The following is a 21,492-nucleotide window of genomic DNA, read 5'->3' as shown; positions in this document are numbered from 1 at the left end:
TTCAATAGGCATGGCAGGCCTTCCCGATCTGCATTCTGTAGGTGTGAGAGGCAACTGATATCATCGAACAATGACGGAAAGATCATCGGCATCATCCATACTGTTGGCGACCGGCGGCCTCATTACCCTGGCAACGGCGATGGGCATCGGGCGTTTCGTCTACACACCCATCCTGCCCTTCATGCAGGAGGCGTTGGATCTGACGCCGCCCCAAGCCGGCCTCATCGCCTCCGCTAATTTTCTTGGATACTTGTTGGGCGCGCTGGCCGCATCGAAGTCACACCTTCCAGGCGATCGTCGCCTCTGGTTCCTATCCGCATTGGGCGTTAGCGCGGCAACGACTGCAGCTATGGGGCTAGTCGATGAGATGGCCCCGTTCCTGTTGTTGCGGTTCGTGAGCGGCGTGGCGAGTGCTTTTGCCTTGATCTTCTCGGCGGCCTATATCCTCGAGGCGCTGACCCAGGCTGGTCGCGGTAAGCTCTCAGCCTTGTTCTTCGCGGGTGTCGGCGTCGGCATCGTTGTCTCGTCGCTGCTGGTTAGTGCTTTGGCGGCGTTTGGCGGCAGTTGGAGCAGCCTTTGGTTGGCCAGCGGGCTTTTGTCATTCGGTGGGCTGATAGCGGTGATTCGCCTTGTGCCCGCTCGAAAGACCGTTCAAGCGGCCGCTCCCCCAGTCCGGCGTGAAGGCAAGCGGGACACGCGCTTGATCGCCCTTATCATCGCTTACGGGCTTTTCGGGTTCGGTTACGTCATCACCGCCACTTTCATCTCGACCATGGTGCGCAGCGATCCACTGTTGCAGCCCATCGAGCCTTACGTCTGGCTGACGGTCGGCGTGGCCGCGGCCCCTTCGGTGGCTTTCTGGGGATGGATGGGACGCCGGATCGGGAATGATCGCAGCTTTGTCGTGGCTTGTCTCGTCCAGGCCTTTGGTGTGGCTCTCAGCGTCCTCTCGACCGACCTCGTGGCGGTGTTGCTGGCGGCGGCCCTGCTGGGTGGAACCTTCATGGGCCTGACTGCTTTGGGCCTGATGCACGCGCGCTCGCTGTCGCAAGGAGACCCGCGCCGCAGCCTGGGCTTGATGACGGCGGCCTTCGGACTGGGCCAAGTGATCGGGCCGGGGTTCGCGGGCTACACCCACGACCTGACCGGCTCCTTCACCGCACCCTCCCTGGTCGCGGCAGGTCTGCTGGTCGTCGCGGCCGGCCTTGGGTTGAAAGCGCGGGCCTGAGCGCTTCAGTCGTCCCTGGTCGTGCCCGCGCCTAGTTTGCGCGCGAACTGTCGGCCGGTGGCCGAAAGCTCGGTGATAACGTCGGTGGCCCCCAGCGCCCTCAATTCAGCGGCGTGTCGTTCGTCGTAGGCGCGGGCCAGAATCGGCATTTCCGGAAAAATGTAGTGAATCAAGGCAACCAACTGGCTGGTGTGCTCGGGGTCGCTGATGCAGATCGCCACCGCGCGGGCCGCGCCGAGGTGCAGGGCCTCCAGGACTTCCGGGCGGGTTGCGTCACCGAAGTAAACGCGGAAACCCTCTCGCCGGGCCAGGTCGACCTCCTGACCGCTGATATCGACGGCGATGTAGGGCAGGTTATCTTGGGTAAGATTGCCGGCCAGAGTCCGACCCAGGCGTCCAAACCCCGCGATCACTACGTGGTCCTCCGGTGTTTCCTTATTTTCTCCCTCGGACTCCGGCAGCGCGGCTCTGGGATGATCTATGCGGCGTTGCAGGGTCCGTCCGGCTTTAGCCAGTAGGGGCGTTGCGATCATACTGATAGCCACCGCGACGATGAAAAGCTGGGCGTTCTCCGCGCCGACCAATCCATGCCCGGCGCCGACCCCGATCAGGACAAAGGAGAATTCACCACCCTGGGCAAGCAGAAGCGACAGCCGCAGTGCCTCTCCAGGCATCTGACGGGCGCTGCTTGCGATGACAAAGAGGATTACACCCTTGATCGCGAGTAATCCGATAGCCAAGCCCAAAACCTTGTCCGCCTCGGCGAAGGCATAGGAGAGGTCCAAGGACATACCCACGGACAAGAAGAAAAGCCCCAACAACAGGACACGGAAAGGCAAGATATCGGCAGCCACCTGGTGGCGATAACTGGTCTCGGCAAGCAGCATACCCGCGATGAAGGCTCCCAGGCCCATGGACAGGCCGACGGCTTCGCTGACCCAGGCGAAGAGAATGACGATCAAGAGGGTCAGGGCGGTAAAGATTTCCGGCAAGGCCAAGGCGGCAACGCGGGAAAACAGGAACTGTGTCAGCCGTGGCGCAAGGAATAGGAACAGCACCAGTGCCAGCGCCACGCGCCCGGCGATCAATGCCAGCCCCTCCCAGCCGACGTCGCTCGTTTGCCCAAGGATTCCGACCGCCACAAGGAGAACGGCGACGACGACATCCTGGGTCAATAGAACCGCCAGGGCATTGCGGCCGACGCGGGTTGCGATCTCGCGGCTTTCCGACAGCATCCGCAAAACGAGTGCGGTGGAAGACAGGGCGAGCGCGGCGGCGAGGACGAAAGCTTCCGCCGGATTGAAACCCGCCAGCCAGAGTAGGGCCAGGATCACCACTATGGTTGCCACGACCTGAGCCAGGCCGAGCCCCAACATCTGATTGCGCAGGGTTCGCAGACGCTGCAGGGGTAATTCCAGGCCAACGGAGAATAGTAGGAACACAACGCCCAGCTCGGCCAGTAAATCGATGGTCTCGTTGCGGGCGACAAGACCCAGCGCGCCCGGGCCCACAACGACGCCTGCCAGGAGATAGCCCAGAACCACACTTACCTTGAGACGTTGGAAGAGCGCTGCAGCGGTTATGGCTGCCAGCAGAATGACCGTTACGTCAACTAGTAAGTCTGGTTCGTGCATGCTGCTCCTTCCACGAAGGCCAGGATGGGCAGAGGCTTAGAAAAGCGTCTGCAGATCAGCATGATACCCGAAGAGTGCGGGCGTGCCTCCAGTATGAATGAAAATTATTTTACACCCGGCCTGCGCTGCTGCCGCGCGATCCAGGCAAGCGGCCATCGGTTTGGCTGTATAGACCGGATCGAGCAGCAAACCTTCGCTGCGCGCCGTGGCGAGCAATGCGGCCTTTGAAGCGGCGTTCAGCTTGCCGTAGCCCGGTGCAAGATAACTGTCGTCGAGCAGCAGGTCATGGTTCCGGACGGGGTTATCCATCTGCAGCAGATCGGCGATTTCCTGACAACGCGATTCGATCCGCTGTCTTTGGGCGGTTGCGTCCCGCCGGACGCAGATCCCAGTCACGACGATATCCAAATCCAGGGCTCTGATGCCGAACAGAAGCCCGGCGTGGGTAGCGCCGCTGCCCGATGCGACGATGATCTCCTGTGGCGCAAGGCCTTGATCTGCAAGCTGTGCCGCTAGTTCAGCCGCCGCCGCAACATAACCCAGTGCGCCAAAGGGCGGGTGCCCCGGAGACAGCGGCACGATGTAGGGTCGCTTCCCGGCTGCCCGAAGGTCGGATGCGATCTCGCCGAGGCGGCGGTCGGCGCCGGCTTCATCTTCGCCGTTCGCATAGCTGTAAATTTGGGCGCCCAGCAGGCGGTCCAACAAGACGTTGCCGGACTGACGATAGAATTCATCGTCCCTGGGCACACGCTCTTCAAGTTGTATGTGACACTCCAGGCCCATCTTCGCCGCCGCGGCAGCGCAGGAGCGCACGAAATTGGATTGCACGGCCCCGGTAATCAGTACGCTGTCGGCCTCAGCTTTTCTGGCCTGACCGAGATAATACTCCAGCTGACGGACTTTATTGCCGCCGAATGCCAAGCCGGTGCAGTCATCACGCTTTACCCAGATTTCTGCGCCACCGGTTTCATTGCTGAGACGATCCAGCCGCTCCAAGGGAGTAGGCAATTGCCCAAGGCGGACGCGAGGCAGTCGTTCCAGTCGATCTATCAGGGTCGCACGTTTCTTATTGCCCATATTGTGGCTAACCTTTTGTAAGTGACCCCAGGATTCCTCTAAGAAGTTGCCGGCCGATTTGCGAACCGATCGTACGCACCACAGATTTTGCAAAAGCCTCGCCGATCCCTTGGCGGTTTGATCTTCGAGAGGGCGCGCGCTTGCTCTCGCGTTCGAGTTTTTGCTGTTCCTTAGCCCGTTGTTCTGCCTCGCGCTCCGATGCCTCGGTAGCTGCTTTCTCGGCCGCTCGGCGAGTCAAAATTTCGTGTGCGGACTCACGGTCTATGGCGGTGTCGTAAACCCCGGCCACCGGACTGCGCGCGATCACTTCCTGGCGCTCCGCCTGGCTGGCAGGGCCAAGCCTGGATGACGGCGGGCGAATCAAGGTTCGTTGTACGATACTGGGGACGCCCTTGCGATCTAGTGTCGAGGTCAAAGCTTCGCCAACCCCAAGTTCGGTGATGGCCGTTTCGGCATCGAAGGCAGGGTTTTGCCGGAACGTCTGGGCGGCCGACCGAACAGCCTTCGCGTCACGGGGCGTGAAGGCGCGCAGTGCGTGCTGGACCCGGTTGCCAAGCTGGCCAAGGACCTCCTCGGGAACATCAAGCGGGTTCTGGGTAACGAAATAGACGCCGACTCCCTTCGATCGAATGAGCCGCACAACCTGTGCGACACGGTCCAACAAAGCCTTGGGAGCGTCGCTAAACAGCAGGTGTGCTTCATCGAAGAAGAAGACCAATCGGGGCTTTTCCGGGTCCCCTACCTCCGGCAACTCCTCGAAAAGCTCGGAGATCAGCCATAACAGCATGGTTGCGTACACCTTTGGCGAGGTCACCAGCTTATCGGCAGCCAGAATGTTTATGAAGCCCCGCCCTTCGTAGGTGGTGCGCATGAAATCGGCCAGCTTGAGCGCGGGCTCGCCGAAGAACCGATCGCCGCCCTGGGTCTTCAACGTCAAAAGGCGGCGCTGGATGGCGCCCAACGAGGCGGCGGTCACATGGCCGTACTCAACAGAAATCTGGGAGGCGTTCTCCGCCACGAAAGTCAACATCGAGCGCAGATCGTTGAGATCCAACAGCAGGAGTCCCTGGCGGTCGGCAACCGCGAATGCGACGTTCAGGACGCCTTCCTGGGTGTCGTTCAACTCCAACAATCGCGAGAGAAGCAAGGGCCCCATTTCGGAAATCGTCGCGCGGATAGGGTGCCCCTGTTCGCCGAAGATGTCCCAAAATACCGTTGGGTAGGGCTTGAAGCCGTAGCCTTCCAAGCCAATGGTCTCGGCCCGTTTGAAAAGAAAATCCTTCGGCGCGCCTGGTTGACTAATTCCCGAGAGGTCGCCCTTCACATCGGACAGGAAGACCGGAACGCCCCGATCCGAAAAACCTTCCGCTAGAATCTGCAGGGACACGGTTTTGCCCGTCCCTGTCGCGCCGGCGATCAAGCCGTGCCGATTAGCCCGGGCAAGGTCGAGAAACTGTGCTGTCTCGCCCTTGCCGATGAAGATTCCAAGGTCGTCGGTCATTCGGTCATCCCGTCCTAATGTGAACTTGTGCGATCCACCAAAGGCTCAGGCGGCATTCAGTTGCGACGTGCAATGACCGCAACGTGTCGCCTTGACGGGAATGGTCGAAAGGCAGTGCGGGCAATCCTTTGTCGTTGGCTCGGCGGCGGGAGCCTCTTCTTCTTTGCGCTTGAGTTGGTTGATCGCGCGAATCAGCAAGAAGATAGCGAAGGCTACGATAACGAAATTGATGACCGTGTTGATGAAGACGCCGATGTTCAACGTCGCAGCGCCGGCTTCCTGCGCGGCTGCCAATGAGTCGAAGTCGCCGCCTGACAGGTTGATGAAAATGTTGGAGAAATCTACGCCGCCCAACAAAACACCGATCGGGGGCATGATCACGTCGGCCACGAGTGATTTGACGATACCCCCGAATGCCGCACCGATAATGATACCAACGGCCATGTCGACGACATTGCCGCGCATGGCAAATTCTTTGAACTCTTTGAGCATGTTCTTCCTCTCCCTTTTCCAACGCCGCCCTTCATACTAGAGAGCCAAGTTGAGGAAAGGCTAGGGCTTTGACGTTTCGGAAGGAGGCGACGCCTTGTGCCAAGCGTTAGAAGGGGAAGGCGACGACACGATTGCGGCCATCGGTCTTGGCCTTGTAAAGGGCACTGTCCGCTCGGCCTATGATATCCGCGAAAGCTTGGTCTTGCTGTGTGATGCCCGCTACACCCAGGCTGGCTGTGACCTTGATGATCTCTCCCTGGTACGGAATTTCCCGTCCCTCGATTTTTGCACGGATTCGTTCAGCGATAATGCGCGCGCGTTCCGGTTTGGTCTCCGCCAGGGCTATGCAGAACTCTTCGCCGCCCAGACGTCCAACGACGTCGGCTTCACGGAACGCCGACTTCAGAATCAAGCCGATCTCTCTTAGAACGGCATCGCCACCAGCGTGTCCGAAAGTGTCATTGATGGCCTTGAAATGATCGAGGTCCAGCTTGATGCAAGTCAGGGCGGAACCATAGCGTTTGTAGCGAGCGACTTCCTTGGCGGTATCGAGGTCAAAACTGCGTCGCGTCATCAAACCGGTCAGGGGGTCGATCCGGGCAATCGAGCGCAACTCCAACTCATCAACCACGATACGCGCCAGATCCTGAAGGACCGCGAGCTGTGCCGGGCTTATCTCGCGTGGTTGGCGGTCGATAGCGCAAAGCGTGCCTAAGCGGTAACCATCCGGCGTGTGTAGTGGGACACCCGCGTAAAAGCGGATGTTGGGATCGTTTACCACCAGCGGATTCTTTGCAAAGCGCGCATCGTTCAGTGCGTCTTCGACGATCAATGGTTCATCATTCCTGATTGCGTGGGTGCAGAACGAAATGTCTCGCGGCGTTTCGCGAACATCCAATCCCTGGCACGATTTGAACCACTGACGGGATTCATCCAGAAGGGACACCAGGGCGATAGGTGTCTGAAGCACAGCCTGCACCAGCCTTGTGATGCGATCGAAGGACTCCTCTGGCGGCGTGTCGAGTACTTCATAGCGTCGTAAAGCGCGCAGCCGGTCAGCTTCAAGCTGGCATTCATAAGCGCTTTCCGGTTCCTCGGTCATCTTTGCCGCCTGATACCCAACCAACTGCCAATCCTTCTGTCCTTCGGGCGACCGTAAGGTTCGGTTTCGCCCGTATAGTTGATTATTCGTTTCTTATTGGCGTGCGTTGTAGCCGCTCATCATCATGGAACGCGGACAATATCACTAAAAATCTAAATAAAAGTTAAACAGACAGCGTGAAGGTGCCTCTGGAATCTTGATCGAGAAGCGCAGATTTGCGTTCAAATAGCCCAAATTTTTCGAATGTTATTGATTCTGGACTATGATCCATACCAGCGGCCTGCGTGCATTGTGTGGCGGGCCTGGGAGGGAGAACCACCATGACCTACTACATTACGCAAGGTTGCTACTCGCAAAAGTCCATGGCGGGGATGCTGAATAAGCCGGAGGATCGCTCCAAAGCCGTGGCGAAGCTGGCGGCCGCTGCGGGCGCGAAGCTCATCGGCTATTACATCACATTCGGGGAGTACGATTTCCTGGTAATCATGGAAGGTGGCAAGGGCCGAAGCGAGGTTGATACGATGGCGGCGCTCATGGTCGCTGGGGCGACCGGCGGCGTCACAAATCTGCGAACGACTGTGGCGGTTTCTTCGAAAGAAGGTATGGAGGCCATGAAGTCGGCCAAGAAGATGATCAAGGGCTTCCAGGTAGCTGGAGGGGCCTCCTGACGGCGATGGGGACGGTGTTGACCGGGCTTTAAATAAGTCGAATGAGGCCTATCAGGTCAAGGAGCCGAGAGGGTCATCTTCGTCGTCGCCGCTGAGGATAAATAGGTTCTTCGAGAAAGCGCCCTGGGCGATCAGCAGCAGGTCCCGTTCATCGGTATCCAGCCCCTGAAACTCCAGGGCGGTCACACCTGATTCGACGCGCACGACGCGCGCAGTCATTTTTTGGGAAAGCCGCGTTGCCGGACCGAAGACGACCAGCTCGACTTCTATCAGGGCTTCTGGGGTGACGCCGGGCAGGGTTTCCGAAACGGCGCAACCACCGACGGACCAGTCGATCAAACTGTAGCGCTGACCGTTATGGTAGAGCTCACATTCACCCGTGCCACGTACGTGCTTGCGTCGTCCTGCGCCGACTTTGTCTTCGAAACTCATGATTTGAACACTCGCTTTCTTTCATCAGAATGAATCAATAGCAGAGCGATTGTCACTAAATAAAAGTGCGCCGAACCTCGCGGCCAGAATGTAGCAACGGAAAGGACCGGCTTCCACCCTTCGGCGTGTCAAATACACCGAAGGGTGGACTAGCGTTCATCAGACGGTCAGGCTGATGTTATCGGCTAGGGCTGCCTGGACATCCGCTGCGTCGCCGAAGCTCCCCAGGTTCGGCAGGGATGAGGCACCGTCGAAGATCACCACTTCGTAGGTCGGCAGCACGCCACCGGCGTCCGCGTCTATCGAAAGGATGGCGTCATCGATTCCGTCGCCGGTGCGATCTTCGAGACTGACTGAAAGGTAACCCAGCCCAAAAGCATCATTCACCGATCCGCCGAAACCGGTCAGAAGGTCGCCCAGCATCAATGTATCACCGCCACTGGCCGGATCGGACAGATCAAAGCCGTGTAGCACGACCGGCTCCGCGGGAAGTGTGCTGAGGACCACCAGTCCACCGTCATCCAGACCATTTGCAGCGTCCGCGGCACCGCCCAAGGCGTAAGTCTCGCCGCTTTGAGCCATGATCGTGCCAAGGCCATCGGCGCTTGCGTCCACAGTTATGGACAGTAGGGAGCTGGCCGCATCTCCATCGCCGTCTTGTGCTTGGACGGAGAAGTTGAAGGTGACGTCGTCCATCGGCGCATTCCAATCGCCGACGGACATGTTCACCAACCGGAAATCACTACCGGTACCGTTGGTGTTGATGTCGATGCCCAGAATTCCCGCCGCTTCCATTGCCGCGATATCAGAGGCGGAGAAAACGTCGGACAGGGAAATCGTTTGGGTGTTGCTTTCCGTCAGTCCGGGGGTCACTAGTTCATAGCTGCCGGTTAGCTGGGTGCCGCCGGCGTCTGCCAACGTGACTGCAAAACCGACCTGCTCACCTGTGCTCAACTTGTTGATATCAAACGAGAGGTTGCCCACAGGTTGGCTAAAGGCCACGTGAATGACTTCGCCGCCGCTGATGATGTTGTTGCCAACCCCCATGCCTTGGCCGGAAGAATTGACGTCGTCAGCCACCAGGACACCAGCCTTGTTCGGACTCCATCCTGTGAATGTTGCGACCGCCACGCTCTCGCCGATCGGTACATCGGCGATTGTTGGAACCGGTTTATTGCTCACATTGAGATCGATCAGTGAGAGGCTGTGAACGTCCGGCATTAATGGATTGATCACATCGAAACTGTAAGCGCCGTCGGGCTGAACCGTCAGCAGGAATGACGACCCTTGCGGCCCGTCGATAACCATCTCATAAGAACCGTCGCCTTGCAGAACCGCCGAGCCAGCCGTGAACCCCGTGGGAAGGTCTGCCGTTATGCCGGTTACACCGGTGGGCAGGGGTCCGCTATCGAGGCCCAGGTCGATTCCCAAGTCGCCAGTCAAGCTCGATCCGGCGGCGTTGCTGGCCACCTGATAGGCTGAACCCGGCATTACAACGGAATCTACGATATCCACGCTGCCCACCACGTTGAGGCCGGAGACCTGTCCGCTGTCGTCGGTCATCTGCACCAACAGACTTTCGGTCACGACGTCGCCATCCCCGATCTGGTGGTTGGCTGCGCTGTTCAACTGATATTCCCAGGTCCAGACACCGCCGGCGTCTTGGAACACATGGAACTGCCCGTATTCCGTGGCGAAAGTGAAATCACTCCCGTTGCCGGATGGAACCGGGATCGCTGTTTGGGTTATGCCCTCGCTGTTCACCCAGGATACCGCAGTGATGCTATGCCCGCTGCTATCGGCATCTGTGATCGCGAAGGAACCGCTCGTGGCTTCAGCACCGGGTCCTTTGAGCCCGAGTTCACTTACCTGGCCCTTGTCGCTGCCGCTTAATGTTGGCGCGATGGGATCAGGATTGCCGCCGGGGTCGGGGTTACCACCCAGGTCGGGATTGCCGCCGGGGTCGGGGTTACCACCCGGGTCGGGATTGCCGCCGGGGTCGGGGTTACCACCCGGGTCGGGGTTGCCACCCGGATCGGGATTGCCGCCGGGGTCAGGATTGCCGCCGGGATCGGGGTTTCCCTCGCTGCCTTGTACAGGAGCTTCTTGGCCAGCCTGGCGTGCAAAGGGAAGATCGCTGTTCGTTAGTTCGGGTAACTCCCCGAACGCGTAATTCTCATCGCCAAGTAGGTTCAGCGCGCTAAGGGCGGTCAGTCCCTGGACGCTGGCTGTTTCAAATTCGCCGCCCCCTCCTTCGACCGTGGCTTCGGGGGTTTGCTGTGCATCGGAGGGGCCTGCTGCCGGCTCCAAACCGAGGCTGGCAGCGATGGCATCACTCAGCAGCGCTTCATCCGCGCTGGAGACCGACGACGGTGTCTCTACCAACTGAACCGCGGCTGGGCTGCTTTGCTCTACCGCATCGGCGGGGTCGCCGTCGGCCTGTGCTGCGGTCTCCGGGGTTATTGCCTGGGCAATGACCTGGGGTGCTTCGCCGATATCCTGTACCGACGTTTCAACGGCGGCCTCGCCGCTTGACTCCTCACTGGAATCCGGGTTCTCAGCTTGCAGTGTATCGACGGCGCGCTCGTCGGCGCTCGCCTGGTTTTCATTCTTTGTTTGCGCAGATGAATTCCCGGCCTGCGTTGCCGAGGTCGCTTCCGTCGCCATTTTTTTCTCTCCACATCGCCTGGGGCGTTCGCGCCGTTATGGTGTGGCGCCTGTTTGTGGAGTATTTGCGTTATTGTTTAATAAATTCTTACGTATCTGCCGCGGTTACATAAAAAAGGCACATTTGATAATAGAGAGCAAAAGCCGATGATCAAGCAGATCATCTTGTTCGAGTTTGCTGGCGCAGGCTATAATTTTCAACTCGATAACAGATCTTACTGAGAGCGACCAAAATGAAAAATTTTGACACACGGGTATATAACATTTCGGATTTTATCGAGTGGCGTGACACAAACCTTTTAGATTTGTCTCCAGAGTTTCAAAGGCGTTCGGTATGGACTGAGAAAGCAAAGTCATACCTCGTGGATACAATTCTTCGAGGTAAACCCATACCAAAGATGCTGTTAACTCAAAAGTTAGAGAGTAAACGAAATGTGAGGATTGTCGTTGACGGCCAACAACGGCTCCGAGCCATTCTAGATTTCTATGATGGTAATTTTAAGATATCTAGAGCGCACAGTAAAAGACATGCAGGAAAAGTCTTTGAAAGTCTTTCTCCTGAGGAGAGAAATGAGTTTCTTAAGTATGAAATAGGCGTTGATTTGCTGTATGACATACCATACAAAGAAATACTGGATATATTTGCGAGAATAAATACTTATACTGTTAAATTAAATGGCCAAGAATCTAGAAATGCAAAGTATTTAGGATTCTTTAAACAGACAGCCTACCGCCTTGGGTATGACATCGTTGAATATCTTATAGAATCTAAGGTGTTGACAAAAAGTAGTGTCAATCGGATGGCGGAAGCAGAGTTGGCTTCTGATTTGCTTACATCATTGATTGGTGGTGTCCAAACTAACAAAAATGTTGAAACTTACTATAAAAGATTTGAAGATGAATCTGGTCCTTTAGAAGAAAAAGCAGAAATTTTCTATGATACAGCAAGGTATGTATCAGCTATATATCCAAATGGAGAAATGGCTCTAACAAATTGGTCAAGAATACAGCTTTTTTATTCGTTATTTTTATCTATATCTCATTTCTTGCATGGAGTTGATAATATTGAAGTTGAAAAAATAAAAATAAAACCGAAAGATATCGGTAAAATACGAGTGGTTTTGGATGAAATAAGCGCGAGATACGATGAGTATACTTCAGCAAGTCATGATTTAGATATACCCGAGGAATTTGAATTATTTATCGACCGTTCGCGTAGAGCGACGACTGACACGGCATCAAGGAAATTTAGATCTGAGTTTATTTGCCTGAAACTTGGCCAAGCGCTCTCAACTTAAGGTGTGAGTTTTGGCTTTAAGAAGAAAAATATCCGCGAGCCTGGCGACTTTTCTGCGGACAGCGAATCGCCTTAAAGCCTTGGAGGCAGATAGTCGAAAGCGATTGTCCACTGCGCCAAGGCGTCCAAAAATTGGAACTCTTTCAATTATTCAATTGGAGGTCGTGGAAGCATCTATATTCTTTGAATTATTTAGGTCGTATGAAATTTTCATTGAAGAAGTTTTCATACTATATTGTATGGGAAAATCTTCGCTCAGTGGTAATACGGCGCAATCCTACATAGCGCCAAAGAGCTATTGGCATGCGGTAGATATGATAAAATCCTCGCAAAATTTCCTAGATTGGACCACTCCAGATACCGTCGTTTCCCGGTCGGAATTGTATCTAAAAGATGGGGAGCCAATCAAAAGTGTGTATACGGCTAATATGAACCTTCTTAGAAATTTAAAGCGACTGAGAAACCACCATGCTCACAATTCCCGTGAGAGCTATTCCGGGTACTTAAAGGTTTTGCAAAATGAACTAAAAGCTGTGCCGCCAAACGAGCTTCGAATCGGACAATTTTTGCTCATGCCAGATAAACTCAATCCACACCAATTCTATATCCAGAAGTACATTGGAGAATTCGAGAAGCTTGCAAACCTAATTGCGAATTGATGGCGTTTTTTCGCTTGGAGCTTTTGCTAAACAAAGAACCACTATGTCACTCATCACTTTCTCCTTTCCCACACGTGGAATTGCGTCGCTTTGGGTTCAAGTGAACCCAAAGCGCACACTCATACAAAGCTCTATCCCATCAAAAATATGGTGGGCGCGGCTGGGATTGAACCAGCGACCCCTGCCGTGTGAAGGCAGTGCTCTCCCGCTGAGCTACGCGCCCTTTATCCTGGCCGTTCAGGCCGGTGGGTGGCCTGATGTATTCCAGGCGCGCGCGGCTGTCAAGGAAGCCGCCGCAGGATTTCAGGCAGTTCCGTGAAGCTCTCGGCCAGCGCGTCCGGCCGCAGGTTGGCGGCGCCCTCGGGACAATAACCGTAGGTCAAAAGCACGGTCGGGAGGCCCGCGCCACGGGCGGCAAGGAGGTCGTTGCTGCTGTCGCCAATCATGACGGCTCCTCTTGGGGCCACGCCCATCTCTTCGAGCAGGGCCTTGATATGGCCGGGGTCGGGCTTGCGTACCGTGTAGGAGTCACCGCCGGCCAGCGCCTCGAAGAAACCGGCCAGTCCCAGGTCTTCCAGAATCCGCCATGAGGGTGCCACCGGCTTGTTGGTGCAGACAGCCATCCGGCAACCCTGATCTTTGAGCGCCTTCAAGGTCGCCGCAACGCCGGGGTAGGGGCGGGTCAGGGTCGTGGCGTTCTCGAAATAATCGGCCAGACCGGCGGCGTTCACGGCCTCGAATTCCGCCTGGGGCAAAGGCCCGCCAGTCGCCAGCAAGGCGCGCTCCAGCAGCTTCTGGAAACCATTGCCGACCATGGCAGTGACGGCCTCCAGGTCCAGCGTCGTTCGGCCCAGGGCTTCCAGGCGCCGATTCAGGCTGGCGGCAAGATCGGGTGCGCTGTGCACGAGTGTTCCGTCCAGGTCGAAAAGCAGGCAGTTACGTTTCAAGTTGGGTCCTTTCCAGGGGGAACTGTGACGGCTCGGCGCACCCGAGACAATGCCGCGCGCGCCCTTTCATACAGCGACCCATGTGCCATTGTTCGGTTGCCGACGCCAGCACCACTATGCGACCTTCTTGCGAATGGTCGAACTACGGCCCTTTTTCGGACAGATTTGGGTGCGATCCAAGCGTCATGACTGTTGAAGCGGAAATTTGCAAAGGGGCTGAGCTTGCCGTGGTTGTGTTGGCGGCGGGCAAAGGCACACGCATGAACTCGGACCTGCCGAAGGTGCTGCATCCTTTGGCGGGACGGCCGATGATCGGGCATGTGCTGCAGGCGTTGGAGCCTTTGGCGCCGGACCGGATCGTCGTCGTGATCGGCCCGGAGATGGAGGCATTGCAGGCCGCCGTCCAGCCGCACACCTGCGTGGTGCAGGAAGATCGCCTGGGGACCGGACATGCGTTGCGTTGTGCCCATGCCCAGTTGCGGAACTGGAAAGGCCAGGTGCTGGTGGTCTATGGCGACACGCCGCTGATTACCGCCGATACGCTTGCGGCGCTGTGCGCGGCGAAAGCGCGGCAGGGTGCGGCTTTGGCGGCGCTCGCGTTCAGGGCGCGCGATCCGGGTGCCTATGGCCGCATTGTACTGGACACCGCCGGCAACCTGTTGCGGGTGGTCGAGGCGGTAGAGGCCGACGCAGCCACGCGCGCTATCGATCTATGCAATGCCGGATTGTTGATGGGCGACGCCGATCTTTTGTTCGATCTGCTGGGCGACCTTCGGAACGACAACAGCAAAAAGGAGTATTTCCTGCCGGAGGTTTTCGAAATGGCCGTGGGCGCGGGACAGCGCGTGGCGGTGGCTCTGGCTCCGGAAGAAGAGGTTCAAGGGGTCAATTCCCGCGCCGAACTGGCGGCGGCCGAAAGCGTTATGCAACAGCGGTTGCGGCAGGCAGCATTGACGGCTGGCGCGACGCTCGAACATCCCGATAGCGTATACCTGCAGGCGGATACGATTTTGGAGCCTGATGCGGTGGTGGAGGCCAACGTGGTTTTCGGCCCTGGTGTTATCGTGCGCGGCGGCGCGCGGATACGCGCCTTCAGTCATATCGAAAAGGCCGAGATTGCCCGCAATGCCGTCGTGGGACCCTTTGCCCGTATCCGTGAGGGCTCGCTGATCGGTGAGGGTGCGCGCATCGGCAACTTCGTCGAAACCAAGAACACGACATTGGAGGCGGGGGCAAAGGCCAATCATCTCGCTTATTTGGGAGATGCGACGATTGGCAGTGGCGCGAACATCGGTGCGGGCGCCATCACCTGCAACTACGATGGTTTCGCCAAGCACCGAACCGAGATCGGCGCGGGTGCCTTTATCGGTTCAAACGCGGCCTTGGTCGCCCCGGCGACGATCGGCAAGGGTGCCATCGTCGGTGCCGGCAGCACCGTGGGCGGCGAGATTGCCGATGACGAACTTATCGTGACGCGCGCGCCGGCCAAGCGGATCAAGGAGGGCGCCCGGCGTTACCGCGAAACCCACCGGAAACCCGATAACAAGAGCGGGAAGGAATAGACGGCCCATGTGCGGCATCATCGGAATTATCGGCAAGAGCCCGGTCGGCCCGTTGCTGCTGGACGGACTGAAACGCTTGGAGTATCGGGGCTACGATTCAGCCGGCGTCGCTACCTTGGTCGGTACGGGAATTGACCGTCGCCGCGCCGAGGGAAAGCTAAAGAACCTGGCGGCCGTCATGGAGAAGAAGCCCATTGAGGGTACGACAGGGATTGGCCACACCCGCTGGGCGACCCATGGCCGCCCCAACGAGACAAACGCCCATCCGCATATGACGCCGCAGGTTGCCGTCGTTCACAACGGCATCATCGAGAACTTCCGTGACCTCCGCCGTGCGCTGGAAGGGGACGGGCAAAGTTTCGAGACCGAGACCGATACAGAGGTCATCGCTCACCTGCTGAGCCAGGGTTTGAAGGCGGGGCTGGACCCGGTGGCGGCGACGGCCGAAACGCTGCATCGCCTGGAGGGCGCTTTTTCATTGGCGATTATTTTCTCCGGGCAGCATGACTTGATGATCGGCGCGCGTCGCGGCAGCCCCTTGGCGGTTGGCTATGGCGACGGCGAGATGTTTCTTGGCTCCGACGCTTTGGCGTTGGCGCCATTGACCGACCGAATTTGCTATCTGGAGGAGGGTGACTGGGCAATCCTGTCCGGCAATGGGGCCGAGGTACGGGATGCGCAAGGAAGCGTGGTGGAGCGTCCGGTCAAGCGGACGGCGGTCTCCGGCGCATTGATTGGCAAGGGCGGCTATCGCCATTTCATGCAAAAGGAGATTTTCGAGCAGCCTGCGGTTATCGGAGATACCTTGACCAGCTATGTTGATCCGCTCAAACGGCGGGTCGCTTTGCCGGAAGTCTCCTGCGATCTCGGGAACCTGCCACGCCTGACGATCTCGGCTTGCGGTACCGCCTATATTGCCGGGCTTGTCGCTAAGTACTGGCTGGAGCAAATTGCCCGGCAGCCGGTTGAAATCGATGTTGCCTCTGAGTTGCGCTACCGGGAGGCGCCGTTACCCGAAGGCGGAGCAGCGCTCTTCATATCCCAGTCGGGGGAAACCATCGATACCCTGGCGGCATTGCGCTACGCCAAGGCCGAAGGCCAACATATCCTGTCCGTTGTAAACGTTCCCGAAAGTATTATCGCCAGGGAATCCAACGCGGTTTTGCCAACGCTCGCCGGTCCGGAGATCGGTGTTGCCTCAACCAAGGCCTTCACGACGCAACTGGTAGTGCTGGCCTGCCTGACACTGGCCATTGGCCGCGCGAAAGGCAGTTTGACCGCCAATCGGGAGGCCGCCCTGTCGGAAGCCTTGTTGGAAGTGCCGCAGCGCGCCGCCGAGGTTTTGGCGATGGACGCACAATTCATTGGCATCGCCCAGGAGTTGGCGGAGGCACGGGACGTGCTCTACATGGCGCGCGGCAGTCTCTATCCGCTGGCGCTGGAGGGTGCGTTGAAGCTGAAGGAGATCAGCTACATCCATGCCGAGGGTTACGCCGCCGGTGAGCTGAAGCACGGCCCTATTGCGCTGATCGACGATCTTGTGCCGGTCGTGGTCTGCGCGCCATCGGGGCCGCTTCTGACCAAGACGCTTTCCAATGTCGAGGAAGTCGTTGCGCGTGGTGGCCGTGTGATTCTGCTGTCTGATGCGGAGGGGCTGGCGCAGGCCAGCGACGGTGTAGCCCATCGCATCGAACTGCCAAAGGTCGATCCCTTCGTGGCGCCGATCCTCTATGCGTTGCCGGTCCAATTGCTGGCCTATCATACCGCAGTTGCAAAGGGGACCGATGTGGACCAGCCGCGCAATCTAGCGAAGTCCGTAACCGTGGAGTAGGCTCCCGTTTCGTCTTTCAGGATGAGGGAGGGCCCGGTGCCGATTTATCCACCGAAACTGTTCCACAGCGATGATCTCGGCGATGCCTTGGCGATCGCGGAGACGGTTCGCTTCGCCAATGTCTTTTTTCAGCAGGCCGAAGTGCCGACGGTTGTTTTTTTGCCCTTTATAACCGCACAGGAAGATTCCGGCCCTTATCTCTATGCGCACCTGTTGCGCTCAAACCCGCTGTTTGCCGAGGCGCGGCAGGGCCCGGTGACGGCGCGCGTGGTGTTCAACGCCGCTGATGGATATCTTTCGCCGTCGGTCTACGACGAGAAAAAGGCGAGCGGCAAGGTCGTGCCGACCTGGAATTATGTCGCAAGTCAATTTCTGGTCCAGATCGAGATCATCCCGGATGACGAGTTGGAGCCCTTGCTGGTCCGACAAGTGGCCGCTTTTGAGGGCGACGTGGGATCGGATTGGGAGTTGAGCGATGCTCCTGACGACTACGTTGCAGGCCTCAAGAAAATGATCGCGGGGTTGCGCTGCCGTATCATCGAGGCGCACGCCCACAAGAAACTCAGCCAGAACCGAACGGCCGAACTTGGCAACGTAGAGGCTTGGTTCGAGCGGCAATCGACAGACCGGCGCCGCCTCGCCGACTGGTTTGAAAGGGTTGGGTGACAGGTGGTCCCTTTTCTCTCGAAGGGATTTGCGGTACAGCCTCTGCGACCTAGTGAATAGCTCCGGAGGATGAGATGGCCTTGAGCGAGGCGAGGAAGACACCTGTCGATCACAAGATTCTGGACGGCAGGGTGATCGGCGAAGGCATCCGCGCGGAGGTAGCGAGAGAAGCGCGCGCTTTGGCCGATGCCGGCTGGCCGCCGCGCCTTATTTCCATTGCCGTGGGCGATACCGATGCGGCCATGATCTATATCCGTAACCAGCAACGCGTCGCCGAGAAGCTGGGCATAGCCTTCGAGCAGAAACTGTTTCCCGCAGAGGCCACGCGAGCGGAGGTCCTGGCGGCAATTGCCGCATTGAACGCAGATCCGCGCGTCACCGGCATCATCATCCAGCGGCCGGTTCCCGACCACCTTCTCATCAAGGAACTGCAGGGTGCGGTACACCCCTTCAAGGATGTGGAGGGCATGCACCCGGCGTCCATCGGCAACATTGTCTACAACGACCTCGTAATGGGTCCCTGCACTTCCGTCGCGGCGGTCGAGATGCTCAAGCACACCGGCTTGCGTCTTCAAGGGTTGGAGGTCGTCGTGATCGGGCACTCTGAGATTGTCGGCAAGCCCATCGCTTTTTTGCTCATGAGCGAGGGCGCGACGGTCACGGTCTGCCACCACATGACCCGAAACCTGCAGGTTCACTCCCGTCAAGCCGACGCGGTCTTCGTCGCTGTCGGCAAGCCGGGGTTGGTTACAGGGAACATGATCAAGCCGGGCGCTGCCGTGATCGATATCGGCATTAATCAGATCGATTTGCCCGACGGAGGGACGCGCGTGGTCGGCGACGCAGATTACGATAGTTGCTACGACGTCGCCGGCTGGATCACGCCGGTTCCAGGGGGTGTCGGACCCGTAACCGTGTCCATTCTTCTTCGAAATCTTGTCACCGCAGCGAAGCTGCAGCGCGGGCATTACGAGCGTGCTTTTCGAGGCGGTTTCACACCTTGCGCGCCCGCCGTCGCACCTGTCGCCGAATAGAGGATTGAAAGCATGGTCATTGCGAAAACGCTATTGCAGCTCGCCGGGGCGTCTCAGGAGCCTTTGAAGGTAAGCCAATCGGTGCTGCTGCTGATCGACGCGCAAAGAGAGTATCTGGACGGGCATCTGCCACTGACTCGCATAGGTCCGGCCTTGGAAGCCTGTGCCGCCTTGCTGGGCGCGGCCAGATCAGCTGGCAGCACGATCATCCATGTGCAGCACAAGGGGCGTCCCGGAGGGCTTTTCGATCCGGAAACCAAGAACTATGACCTTTGCGATGAAGTAGCAGCGCTAAAGGGTGAGATTCGCATCACCAAAGGTTTGCCCAACGCTTTTGCCGGGACCAGCCTGGATGCAGAGTTGAAAAAGCGGGAACAGAAAAACCTGATAATCGCTGGGTTCATGACGCATATGTGTGTCAGCTCAACGGCCCGCGCCGCACTGGATCTGGGCTATTCCACGACCGTTGTCGCGCCGGCTTGCGCGACACGGGATTTGCCGGACGGTCAGGGCGGCGTCGTCGCGGCCGAGACTTTGCACCAAGCCGAACTCGCCGCGTTGAGTGATCGCTTTGCCATCATTGCTCGGAGCGCCACAGACGTCGTCGATTGACGCAGGTTTTACCTGGTAAAATATTTAAAGCCACACTGGCAGTCGTGGGATTACGGGGGTAGTATCTGCGCCACCTGATACCACATTGTTCACTGATGCGAGGCGAACGGCCTCGCCACGACATTTCTGTAAGGAGGACTTTCTCATGCCATTGGATTCGGCAGGCGCCCTGAAGCTGGGCGACCCCAAGCTGTTCCGTCAGCAGTGTTTCATCGACGGCGCCTGGGTGGATGCCGACGATGGGAGCACCATCGAGGTTAACAATCCCGCGACCGGCAAAACGCTAGGCACCGTTCCCAAGATGGGTGAAGCAGAAACCCGCCGCGCTGTCGAAGCAGCCAACGCAGCGTTACCCGCATGGCGTTCGAAGACCGCAAAGGAGCGCGCCCAAATCCTGCGCAAGTGGTTTGATCTGATGATGCAGCACCAGGACGATCTGGCGCAAATTCTGACGCTTGAGCAAGGGAAGCCCTTTGCCGAAGCCAAAGGTGAGATCGCCTATGGCGCCAGTTTCATCGAATGGTTTGCTGAAGAAGCCAAGCGTCTTTATGGCGATGTCGTGCCGGGACACCAAGCCGACAAGCGAATCGTCGTGATCAAGCAGCCTATCGGCGTTGTGGCGGCTATCACGCCCTGGAACTTCCCGAACGCAATGATCACGCGTAAGGCCGGTCCTGCGCTGGCCGCGGGCTGCACCATCGTGATCAAACCAGCCTCGCAGACACCCTATTCGGCGCTGGCCATGGCCGAACTTGCCGAACGGGCCGGTATCCCCAAAGGTGTAATCAGTGTCGTGACCGGCTCTGCCCGCGCGATCGGTGGCGAATTGACCGCCAATCCAATCGTCAGGAAGCTGACTTTCACCGGCTCCACCGAGATCGGCAAACTGTTGATGAAGCAATGTGCCGACACTGTGAAGAAAGTCGGTATGGAGCTGGGCGGCAACGCACCCTTCATCGTATTCGACGACGCCGATATCGATGCGGCGGTAGAGGGCGCCATCGCGTCCAAGTATCGTAACGCTGGTCAGACCTGCGTTTGTGCGAATCGCATATACGTGCAGGCGGGTGTCTATGACGTTTTCGCCGAGAAGCTTGCCGCCGCTGCGGCCAAGATTAAGGTCGGCAACGGCATGGAAGCAGGCGTCGCGCAGGGCCCGTTGATCGATGAACCTGCGGTTCAGAAGGTCGAAGAGCACATCGCCGATGCGGTTTCCAAAGGCGCCAAGGTTGTTTTTGGCGGCAAGCGTCATGCGCTTGGTCTGAGTTTCTTCGAGCCGACCATTCTGACGGGCGTGACCCAGGACATGGCGGTCGCGCGCGAAGAGACCTTCGGGCCCGTTGCACCGCTCTTCAAGTTCGAGACGGAAGCCGATGTGATCGCCATGGCAAACGATACCGAGTTCGGTCTCGCTGCTTACTTCTATTCACGCGATATCGGGCGCGTCTGGCGTGTTGCCGAGGCCGTTGAGTACGGCATTGTCGGTATCAATACCGGTATTATTTCAACCGAAGTAGCGCCGTTTGGCGGGGTCAAGGAATCCGGCGTGGGCCGTGAAGGCTCGAAGTACGGCATCGATGACTTCGTGGAGATTAAGTACCTTTGCATGGGCGGCGTGTAATCGCTTCCTTTTGCGGTTCGGTTTGCGCAATGACGGCGTAGTGATCTGCGCCGTCATTGTTTTTTTAGCGAGGAACCACAAATCATCAAACGAACAGGAGTTGATATGACTAAGGAATCGGCCGAAACGCTTGGCAGCCGAATCAAGCAATCGCGGGAAAGGATGGAGATTTCCGTGACGTTGCTCGCACGCAAGCTAGGCGTCAAACCCGATACGGTTAGGGCTTGGGAAGCGGATAGGGGAGATGTGCGCGCCAACAAGCTCATGGTGCTTGCGGGCATCCTGAATGTCAGTGTGAACTGGCTGTTGAGTGGCGGTAGCGACGGCGCACCGTCCGACAGCGGTTCCAATGAAAGCCGTGAGATTCGTGGCATGGTCGAGACCTTGCGCCAGCAATTGAGCGAGGCGGAACGGACCCTGGACCAGTTAACCCAGCGCGTCGGTTAACGCGTTGATGTAGGG

General features: G+C 57.9%; 18 protein-coding genes and 1 tRNA gene. 10 read left to right on the top strand and 9 right to left on the bottom strand.

Annotation, left to right across the window (positions count from 1 at the left end; translation table 11 throughout):
- The first annotated feature begins 70 nt into the window (after positions 1–70).
- Complete coding sequence (locus FHR98_RS07420; RefSeq protein WP_183416009.1) at positions 71–1,228, top strand: YbfB/YjiJ family MFS transporter; 1,158 nt, start codon at positions 71–73, stop codon at positions 1,226–1,228.
- A gap of 5 nt (positions 1,229–1,233) precedes the next feature.
- Here the strand turns inward: FHR98_RS07420 and FHR98_RS07415 are convergent, their stop codons facing one another.
- The 5 genes from FHR98_RS07415 to FHR98_RS07395 form a co-directional block, all read right to left on the bottom strand.
- A complete protein-coding gene (locus tag FHR98_RS07415; protein ID WP_183416008.1) occupies positions 1,234–2,862 on the bottom strand; it encodes a cation:proton antiporter domain-containing protein in 1,629 nt (542 codons plus the stop codon).
- 36 nt (positions 2,863–2,898) lie between these two features.
- Positions 2,899–3,939, bottom strand: a complete 1,041-nt coding sequence (locus FHR98_RS07410; protein WP_183416007.1) for a D-cysteine desulfhydrase family protein — start codon at positions 3,937–3,939, stop codon at positions 2,899–2,901.
- A gap of 7 nt (positions 3,940–3,946) precedes the next feature.
- Positions 3,947–5,440 carry a helicase HerA-like domain-containing protein gene (locus tag FHR98_RS07405; RefSeq protein WP_183416006.1) on the bottom strand — a complete coding sequence of 498 codons (1,494 nt, stop codon included), beginning with the start codon at positions 5,438–5,440 and terminating at the stop codon, positions 3,947–3,949.
- 45 nt (positions 5,441–5,485) lie between these two features.
- Positions 5,486–5,932: a large conductance mechanosensitive channel protein MscL gene (mscL, locus tag FHR98_RS07400; RefSeq protein WP_183416005.1), complete on the bottom strand. Its 447-nt coding sequence runs from the start codon at positions 5,930–5,932 to the stop codon at positions 5,486–5,488.
- Between the two features lie 106 nt (positions 5,933–6,038).
- Positions 6,039–7,034, bottom strand: a complete 996-nt coding sequence (locus tag FHR98_RS07395; RefSeq protein WP_183416004.1) for a GGDEF domain-containing protein — start codon at positions 7,032–7,034, stop codon at positions 6,039–6,041.
- A 320-nt stretch (positions 7,035–7,354) separates the two neighbouring features.
- Here FHR98_RS07395 and FHR98_RS07390 point away from each other — a divergent pair, with 320 nt between their 5' ends.
- Complete coding sequence (locus tag FHR98_RS07390) at positions 7,355–7,702, top strand: GYD domain-containing protein (RefSeq protein WP_183416003.1); 348 nt, start codon at positions 7,355–7,357, stop codon at positions 7,700–7,702.
- A 51-nt stretch (positions 7,703–7,753) separates the two neighbouring features.
- Here the strand turns inward: FHR98_RS07390 and FHR98_RS07385 are convergent, their stop codons facing one another.
- Together FHR98_RS07385 and FHR98_RS07380 are read right to left on the bottom strand one after the other, a co-directional pair.
- Positions 7,754–8,134, bottom strand: coding sequence for a PilZ domain-containing protein (locus FHR98_RS07385; RefSeq protein ID WP_183416002.1), 381 nt, complete (start codon positions 8,132–8,134; stop codon positions 7,754–7,756).
- A 159-nt stretch (positions 8,135–8,293) separates the two neighbouring features.
- A complete protein-coding gene (locus tag FHR98_RS07380) occupies positions 8,294–10,801 on the bottom strand; it encodes a VCBS domain-containing protein (protein ID WP_183416001.1) in 2,508 nt (835 codons plus the stop codon).
- A gap of 233 nt (positions 10,802–11,034) precedes the next feature.
- On the opposite strand from FHR98_RS07380, the gene FHR98_RS07375 reads away from it, so the two are divergent.
- On the top strand, positions 11,035–12,099 hold the full coding sequence (locus FHR98_RS07375; protein WP_183416000.1) for a DUF262 domain-containing protein: 1,065 nt from the start codon (positions 11,035–11,037) through the stop codon (positions 12,097–12,099).
- 806 nt (positions 12,100–12,905) lie between these two features.
- On the opposite strand, the gene FHR98_RS07370 is transcribed toward FHR98_RS07375, so the two are convergent.
- Both FHR98_RS07370 and gph read right to left on the bottom strand, forming a co-directional pair.
- Positions 12,906–12,980 (bottom strand) — tRNA-Val (locus FHR98_RS07370).
- Between the two features lie 58 nt (positions 12,981–13,038).
- A complete protein-coding gene (gene gph / locus FHR98_RS07365) occupies positions 13,039–13,704 on the bottom strand; it encodes a phosphoglycolate phosphatase (protein WP_221205774.1) in 666 nt (221 codons plus the stop codon).
- 185 nt (positions 13,705–13,889) lie between these two features.
- Here gph and glmU point away from each other — a divergent pair, with 185 nt between their 5' ends.
- The 7 genes from glmU to FHR98_RS07330 all read left to right on the top strand — a co-directional run bounded on the left by glmU (position 13,890) and on the right by FHR98_RS07330 (position 21,477).
- Complete coding sequence (glmU, locus tag FHR98_RS07360; RefSeq protein ID WP_183415999.1) at positions 13,890–15,266, top strand: bifunctional UDP-N-acetylglucosamine diphosphorylase/glucosamine-1-phosphate N-acetyltransferase GlmU; 1,377 nt, start codon at positions 13,890–13,892, stop codon at positions 15,264–15,266.
- A gap of 7 nt (positions 15,267–15,273) precedes the next feature.
- Positions 15,274–17,097: a glutamine--fructose-6-phosphate transaminase (isomerizing) gene (gene glmS / locus FHR98_RS07355; protein ID WP_183415998.1), complete on the top strand. Its 1,824-nt coding sequence runs from the start codon at positions 15,274–15,276 to the stop codon at positions 17,095–17,097.
- A gap of 36 nt (positions 17,098–17,133) precedes the next feature.
- The gene (locus tag FHR98_RS07350) at positions 17,134–17,763 is read left to right on the top strand and encodes an FMN-binding negative transcriptional regulator (RefSeq protein ID WP_183415997.1); all 630 of its coding nucleotides are present in this window, start codon (positions 17,134–17,136) and stop codon (positions 17,761–17,763) included.
- A 74-nt stretch (positions 17,764–17,837) separates the two neighbouring features.
- Positions 17,838–18,797: a bifunctional 5,10-methylenetetrahydrofolate dehydrogenase/5,10-methenyltetrahydrofolate cyclohydrolase gene (locus FHR98_RS07345; protein WP_183415996.1), complete on the top strand. Its 960-nt coding sequence runs from the start codon at positions 17,838–17,840 to the stop codon at positions 18,795–18,797.
- Positions 18,798–18,809: 12 nt separating this feature from the next.
- Positions 18,810–19,409 (top strand): cysteine hydrolase family protein, encoded by a 600-nt coding sequence (locus tag FHR98_RS07340; RefSeq protein ID WP_183415995.1) that lies wholly within the window; start codon positions 18,810–18,812, stop codon positions 19,407–19,409.
- A gap of 145 nt (positions 19,410–19,554) precedes the next feature.
- Positions 19,555–21,030, top strand: coding sequence for an NADP-dependent succinate-semialdehyde dehydrogenase (gabD, locus tag FHR98_RS07335; protein ID WP_246377565.1), 1,476 nt, complete (start codon positions 19,555–19,557; stop codon positions 21,028–21,030).
- A 105-nt stretch (positions 21,031–21,135) separates the two neighbouring features.
- Positions 21,136–21,477 (top strand): helix-turn-helix domain-containing protein, encoded by a 342-nt coding sequence (locus FHR98_RS07330; protein WP_183415994.1) that lies wholly within the window; start codon positions 21,136–21,138, stop codon positions 21,475–21,477.
- The last annotated feature ends 15 nt before the right edge of the window (positions 21,478–21,492 follow it).

Origin of the sequence: Limibacillus halophilus (assembly GCF_014191775.1) — a bacterium.
GTDB classification, from domain to species: domain Bacteria; phylum Pseudomonadota; class Alphaproteobacteria; order Kiloniellales; family CECT-8803; genus Limibacillus; species Limibacillus halophilus.
The sequence above is the reverse complement of the archived record's forward strand: the minus strand, read 5'-3'. Positions and strand labels throughout refer to the sequence as shown.

Bases quoted from the DNA above. Each gene is read 5' to 3' on its own strand.
- glmS (WP_183415998.1), top strand. From the start codon at position 15,274: ATGTGCGGCATCATCGGAATTATCGGCAAGAGCCCGGTCGGCCCGTTG.
- FHR98_RS07395 (WP_183416004.1), bottom strand. From the start codon at position 7,034: ATGACCGAGGAACCGGAAAGCGCTTATGAATGCCAGCTTGAAGCTGAC.
- FHR98_RS07410 (WP_183416007.1), bottom strand. From the start codon at position 3,939: ATGGGCAATAAGAAACGTGCGACCCTGATAGATCGACTGGAACGACTG.
- FHR98_RS07345 (WP_183415996.1), top strand. From the start codon at position 17,838: ATGGCCTTGAGCGAGGCGAGGAAGACACCTGTCGATCACAAGATTCTG.
- FHR98_RS07420 (WP_183416009.1), top strand. From the start codon at position 71: ATGACGGAAAGATCATCGGCATCATCCATACTGTTGGCGACCGGCGGC.
- FHR98_RS07390 (WP_183416003.1), top strand. From the start codon at position 7,355: ATGACCTACTACATTACGCAAGGTTGCTACTCGCAAAAGTCCATGGCG.
- mscL (WP_183416005.1), bottom strand. From the start codon at position 5,932: ATGCTCAAAGAGTTCAAAGAATTTGCCATGCGCGGCAATGTCGTCGAC.
- FHR98_RS07385 (WP_183416002.1), bottom strand. From the start codon at position 8,134: ATGAGTTTCGAAGACAAAGTCGGCGCAGGACGACGCAAGCACGTACGT.
- FHR98_RS07405 (WP_183416006.1), bottom strand. From the start codon at position 5,440: ATGACCGACGACCTTGGAATCTTCATCGGCAAGGGCGAGACAGCACAG.
- FHR98_RS07340 (WP_183415995.1), top strand. From the start codon at position 18,810: ATGGTCATTGCGAAAACGCTATTGCAGCTCGCCGGGGCGTCTCAGGAG.
- FHR98_RS07380 (WP_183416001.1), bottom strand. From the start codon at position 10,801: ATGGCGACGGAAGCGACCTCGGCAACGCAGGCCGGGAATTCATCTGCG.
- FHR98_RS07415 (WP_183416008.1), bottom strand. From the start codon at position 2,862: ATGCACGAACCAGACTTACTAGTTGACGTAACGGTCATTCTGCTGGCA.
- gabD (WP_246377565.1), top strand. From the start codon at position 19,555: ATGCCATTGGATTCGGCAGGCGCCCTGAAGCTGGGCGACCCCAAGCTG.
- glmU (WP_183415999.1), top strand. From the start codon at position 13,890: ATGACTGTTGAAGCGGAAATTTGCAAAGGGGCTGAGCTTGCCGTGGTT.
- FHR98_RS07375 (WP_183416000.1), top strand. From the start codon at position 11,035: ATGAAAAATTTTGACACACGGGTATATAACATTTCGGATTTTATCGAG.
- FHR98_RS07330 (WP_183415994.1), top strand. From the start codon at position 21,136: ATGACTAAGGAATCGGCCGAAACGCTTGGCAGCCGAATCAAGCAATCG.